Below are 6000 nucleotides of genomic sequence, written 5' to 3'. Positions count from 1 at the left end.
AAAGATGTCGGTTGATGAAGGTCAGTTGGGAATACGCTGTAAGGTCAGGAAGCTAAAATAGATAGGCGGTGAGCACTGCAAATCCGAGAACGGCTAAGTTGGCCAGCTACAGGCCGCACTCGATTTTTGCCAGATACGGAATAGGAAACCGTCTCACGGGGATATGTCTTACTGCTGCAGGCTGCATATTCCGCTGATTTTTGGCCAGGATGTGATATGGATATAAAAACCGCTTTCCCAATTCCACTGGCCCTGGCTGCCAGCTGGGATATGTCTTTAATTGCTGCACGGCTCGTGTTGCAGCTACCGGCCAGCGCAGATGGTATTAGTCAGGCTATCCGGCACGCCGAAGGCTTCAAGTACGGCATCCAGCATTTCGCATTCATATTCATTCAGGTCCGTCATGACTGCAAATTTGGGATAAAAAACTTAAACCCAAAAAAATTGCCACAGGTATTTATTGTTATAATAAGTTACACCGGCGCCAATGTCGGTTATTATCATTACCGGCTAAAACTAAAATTATGCGCTTGAACATCGCGGGAATTTGGCCCGATAAATACCGTAAAATCACCCGGTTCGGCAATATACTTCAGGTCGGCATTATAAAACTTCAGGTCATTTTCAGTTAGGATGAAGACCACTTCTTTACTTTCGCCGGGTTCAAGGCTGATCTTTTGAAAGCCCTTTAATTCTTTTACCGGCCGGGTAATGCTTGCTTCTAAATCGCGCAGGTATAATTGTACAGTTTCTTTACCTGCTACCTTGCCGGTATTGATTACTGTTATACTTGCGGTAAGTGCCTGGCCCGGTTTAAGCTTAGTACCGCTCAGTTTGATAGCGCCATAGCTAAAGGTAGTGTAACTTAAGCCATAACCAAACGGATATAAAGGGTCATTACTAACGTCGAGGTAATTGGAGCGAAACTTTGTGAACCAGCCACCATCAGGTAAGGGCCTGCCTGTATTTTTATGACTATAATAAATTGGCACCTGCCCAACATTTTGCGGGAAAGTAATAGGGAGCTTGCCCGATGGGTTTACCTCGCCAAATAATACATCGGCAATGGCATAAGCGGCTTGGGTGCCGCCAAACCACACGTTAAGTATAGCCGATACGTTTTCGCTTTCCCACTTAATTGCCAACGGCCTACCGGTAAATAAAACCAGTACAACCGGCTTACCGATTTTTAATAACGCTGCTAATAAACGCTGCTGCACGGCTGGAATCTCAATATTGGTGCGGCTTGAACTTTCACCACTCATTTCCGACCCTTCGCCTAAAGCGGCTACTACTACATCCGCTTTTTCGGCGTTGCGAACAGCATCGGCAATAACTTCCTGCTCTGGCCGGTTATCTCTTTTAATTTCGCGGCCAAACATTGTAGCGTTTTTTTGCTCCATTTCATCAGCCAGTAAATTAGCGCCTAAACTATAAGTAATATTCACTTTATCGCCTGCTACGGCCTTTAAGCCTTCTAATAACGACGGAGTATTCTCCAGATCGGCATTAACCGCCCACGTACCCGGCATATTGGTACGCGTATCGCCAAGCGGACCGATCACCGCAATTGTGCCGGCTTTTTTAGTGGTAGCGTATGGTTTTGATTTTTTAACAAAACAAATGTTTGCGCAGCGGCTTCGCGTGCCAGTTTTAAATTAGCAGGTGTTAATATTTCGGTTTTGGCGCGTTCTTCGCTGCAATATCTGTAGGGATCATCAAACAGGCCCAGCTTATATTTGGCTTCCAATATTAAACGACATGAAGCATTGATAGTGGCAATATTAACTTTGCCTTCGGCTAATGATTTCTTCAGTGTAGTTAAAAATCCCTCGCTCACCATATCCATATCCAACCCGGCGTTGAGTGCCCGGCCGGATACTTGCTGCAAATTGCCAATTCCATGTTCTATCATCTCGCTTACGCCTGTGTAGTCCGATACAACAAAACCTTTAAAGCCCCATTGCTTACGCAACAAGTCGGTAAGCAGCCATTTGTTGGCTGTGGCCGGTATGCCGTTAATGTCATTAAACGAGGCCATGATGCTACCCGCGCCTGCATCTAAAGCTGCCTTGTAAGGCGGCAGGTATTCGTTATACATGCGGTTCAGGCTCATGTCAGTGGTGTTGTAATCCCGTCCGGATTCGGCAGCGCCATATAAGGCAAAGTGTTTAACACAGGCCATGATGGTGTTATTCTTACTTAAATTATCACCTTGATACCCTTGTACCATCACTTTTGCTATTTCCGATCCCGTAGGGGTCCTCACCATTGCCCTCAGCTACGCGTCCCCAACGCGGATCACGGGCTATATCAACCATTGGCGAAAACGTCCAGTTAATACCATCTGCGCTGGCTTCGGTAGCTGCAACACGAGCCGTACGCTTAATTAAAGACATATCCCAGCTGGCAGCCGGGGCCAGTGGAATTGGGAAAGCGGTTTTATATCCATGTATCACATCCTGGCCAAAAATCAGCGGAATATGCAGCCTGCTGCTATTAACAGCTATCTCCTGTGTTCTTCGGATTTTTGCGGGTGTTGTCAAACTAAAAATACCGCCTATCTCCCCTTTTTTTATTTTAGCTTCCACATTGGTACTTACAACAGCACCCGTAGTGGCTTCGCCCCCGGTAACCGGGTTTAACTGGCCTATCTTTTCATCAACCGACATCTTTGCCATTAGTTGATTAATAAAAGCATTCATCTTAGCCTGTCTATTAGGCACAGTTTTTTTCCTTGAGCATATACTGTTGATACCACCGGGGCCGCCAAACCTAAAATCGTTACCGCTCTTTTTATATACATTGTTGCGCTTGTTATTTAGCCGGATATATTTTCCGGCCTGGTTATTTTAAATAAGGACTTTTAAAATTCAGTTTTTTTAACCCGGCCTTAATTTCCGGGCTACGCATAAAGAGGTCCCACAACAGGCCTGTACGGCCATTTTCTATCATAATGATAATTGGCCCCCGGTCAATACCCAAATAGCGTTTGGGAAACCAGTTGTCGGTTTCACTAAACGCATCGTAAAACCATACTCGCCCCAAACTTTATCACCAAGGTCTTCATATAAATGCCTGATTACTTGCATAGATTCTTTGGGCGTGTAGCAGTAAGATGCCAGCGCCGCTGTAGGCGAGATCACCCCTAGATCATGACCCGGTGCGTGGCCCGCATAACCTTTTACTGAATAACTGGCTGTTAAACCCCAGCAATCTTCGCCATATCCCTTAAAATGTTTAGGATTAGCAATACAATATGCACGATTAATCAGGGTGTTATTTCGGTTCTCCTGCCAGTAATCGGCATATTTGTCTACCGGCCCTTAGGATTTAAGCCAAGGTACGAGTATTGGGCCCAAAACAAAGGCCCTACACTACCCGGTGCACCGTTATGTTTTAGGCGGATAGGAAAACCATATGGACTTATTGCCGTATCAATAGCGCCGCTGCGTGCCCAGCCTTCATCATAAACCACTGCCGGTATACTATGTGTTGGCGAGGCTGCTGCCATGATATACATAATCATGCACTCGTTAAAGCCCCTTACAGCAAAGTTCATTTTCCACCCTAAATTAGGCGACCAGTGCCAGTACAACACGTTTTTATCGCCATTGCGGTACCAATCCCATTCAATGCCTTTCCATAAATTATCAATACGGTGGGCCAATGCCTTTTCTGCTTTATTACCTTTGTTCAGGTATTGACGGGCACAAAGCATCCCTTGAGCAAGATACGCCGTTTCTACCAGGTCGCCACCGTCGTCATTACGGCCAAAAGGCTTTACTTTACCCGTATTATATAGCCAATGCGGCCAGGCACCGTGAAAACGATCGGCTTTCTCTAAAAACGAAACCTGCTGCGTTAAACGCTGCACACCTTGCCTGCGGGTAATAAAACCACGCTCCATCCCTACTATTATAGCTCCAAAGCCAAAGCCCGAAGCACCCGTGGCAATGATGTCCTTATCCTGCTGCTCATAATTATTATCACTATGGTATCGCTCGCGAGCCAAACCCGAAACCGGTTCGGCACCCTCCCAAAAATATCTGAATGTTTGTTTTTGAACTAAAGTAAGCAGTTGGTTATCGGTAAGGCCCTTCCTTATTGTAAGGCCGGCACCATTTGATTGTGCGTTAACTTTTACACCACCAATAACCGGGGCAACTAATGCTATGCTAAATATCTTTTTCATCTTCTTATAAATTGGGACTGCTAAATCCCGGGTCTTCATTCCGGTTTTTACTTCGGGTGCGCTCATAAACAAGTTCCACAGCAACTGGGTGCGGTAGTTTTCAATCATAATAATTTCGGGGCCCTGATCAATAGCCAACGTTGATGATGCGAACCGGGGCTGCCCCGGGGCAAATGCGTCGTAAAAACCATAAGTACCCCATATTTTATCTCCTAATGTATAATAAAAAAATTTAAGCGCCGCCATTGATTCGGCAGGCGTATAAGGAAAGGATGACAGAGCTGCCGTAGGGGCAATTACCCCAATATCATTGGTTGGCGAGCTTGCGCCATACCCATTATAAGTATCACTGGCAGTTAGTCCCCAACAATTAGCACTGTAACCGTTTTGTTTTAATGGATTAGCTACACAGTAGTTATAATTAATTAGCGTATGCGCCTTGGTTTGTGTTTCGTAATTGGCATAGGCATCGGTTAAACCAATAGGATTAATGCCTAAAAACGAATAATGTTCAAAAAATAACGGACCGCCCCCGGCAGGCCTAACGGCAGTTGAATACCTGAATAGACATTGCCATTCTTCATGCTGCCATTGCCTGCCCAACCATTATCATACACTGCTTTTGGGATGCTGTGCGAAGTGGATGAGGCAGCCAGCACGTATGTTATCAAAGCTTCATTCCAGCCTTTTATAGGTACATTCATATCCCAGTTATAGTTGGGGCTCCAATGCCAGTACAAGGTGTTAGAGTTATTCTGCCGGTACCAGTCCCACTCTACCCCGTTGTATAGCGCATTAATGTCGGCACGTAATGTGGTTTCGGCAGCATCAGCACCGCTAAAATATTGGCGGGCGGTAATAAGGCCCTGCATCAGGTAAGAGGTTTCTACAAGGTCGCCGCCGTTATCTTTGGTACTAAATGGAATTACTGCGCCTGTAGTACCATCAATCCAATGAGAATAGGCCCCATGAAATCGTTGTGCTTTATTTTTCAGAAAGTCAACAATCTTTTGAAGGCGTGCCAATCCATCGGCACGACTGACAAAGCCGCGGTTGATACCAACAACAATAGCCATAACACCAAAACCTGATCCTCCTGAAGTAACGGTGTTACCGGAGGTATTGCGCTCTAATGCCAGTCCGCTGACAGGATGCCCCATATCCCAAAAATATTTAAAGGTTTGGCGCTGTACCAGTGTAAGCAAGTCATCATCGCTTACTTGCGGAAACTTGGCTGTGTTATCTAAACCTGTTACCAGGTGTGATATTTACCGGATTAGTTAATTTACCACCGGAAGCAGTTTGCAAAGAACTTGCTATGCCAAGTACATAACTGGTAAAGCCCGTTAAATTGGCCTGTGGGGTAACGGTTATTGTTTTACCATCGGCACTTAAAGTATTGGTTACAGGGAAAGTTTTGGCTGAGGCATCTGTAAGCGTAATAGCGTTGTTGACTGTTGCGCTGTTTATCGATTCGGACAGTGTTATTTTTACCACCGGTTTTAAGCCGAGGTCGGTATACTTTAAGCTGCCATTATAAACATCATTAACTTTAAAGGACAAACTGGCATCAACCGGCATAGCGTTATTATCGGTCGGCCCGTTTTTTTGCAACTCATAAAGCCAAGGCTATAAACAGCTAAAAAACAAAGAGCGAAGACTTTAAAACTGGACATAGGTAGCTGTTGTCAAAGTGAAACGTTGGATAAATAAGCACAGCCGGTATACGGCCGTGCTTATTGTTTATTTTATTTGCCCGCAAGCCCTAACTTGTATAAGGATACAATATAAGCATCTGGTAACGC

5 protein-coding genes and 2 pseudogenes are annotated in these 6000 nt (G+C 45.2%); all 7 read right to left on the bottom strand.

The annotated features are described in order from the left end of the window. Positions 1 to 503: 503 nt before the first annotated feature. Positions 504 to 1565: a glycoside hydrolase family 3 C-terminal domain-containing protein gene (locus tag HK413_RS21150; protein WP_317169443.1), complete on the bottom strand. Its 1062-nt coding sequence runs from the start codon at positions 1563 to 1565 to the stop codon at positions 504 to 506. Further along, positions 1562 to 2233, bottom strand: a complete 672-nt coding sequence (locus tag HK413_RS21145) for a glycoside hydrolase family 3 protein (RefSeq protein ID WP_317169442.1) — start codon at positions 2231 to 2233, stop codon at positions 1562 to 1564. Before HK413_RS21145 ends, HK413_RS21150 begins: the two co-directional genes overlap by 4 nt. Then, positions 2211 to 2705, bottom strand: a complete 495-nt coding sequence (locus tag HK413_RS21140; RefSeq protein WP_317169441.1) for a glycoside hydrolase family 3 N-terminal domain-containing protein — start codon at positions 2703 to 2705, stop codon at positions 2211 to 2213. Before HK413_RS21140 ends, HK413_RS21145 begins: the two co-directional genes overlap by 23 nt. Before the next feature lie 142 nt (positions 2706 to 2847). Then, positions 2848 to 3272 (bottom strand): annotated as a pseudogene (locus tag HK413_RS19870) (glucoamylase family protein). Between the two features lie 44 nt (positions 3273 to 3316). Continuing rightward, positions 3317 to 3514, bottom strand: a complete 198-nt coding sequence (locus HK413_RS22210; protein WP_394353159.1) for a glucoamylase family protein — start codon at positions 3512 to 3514, stop codon at positions 3317 to 3319. 798 nt (positions 3515 to 4312) lie between these two features. Then, positions 4313 to 4899 (bottom strand): annotated as a pseudogene (locus tag HK413_RS22205) (glucoamylase family protein); the annotation flags it as partial. 535 nt (positions 4900 to 5434) lie between these two features. Then, positions 5435 to 5809, bottom strand: coding sequence for an Ig-like domain-containing protein (locus tag HK413_RS17805; protein ID WP_246230205.1), 375 nt, complete (start codon positions 5807 to 5809; stop codon positions 5435 to 5437). Between the last annotated feature and the right edge of the window lie 191 nt (positions 5810 to 6000).

Source organism: Mucilaginibacter humi (assembly GCF_013087555.1).
Note: the sequence above shows the minus strand (reverse complement) of the source record. Positions and strands in the feature narration are given on the sequence as shown.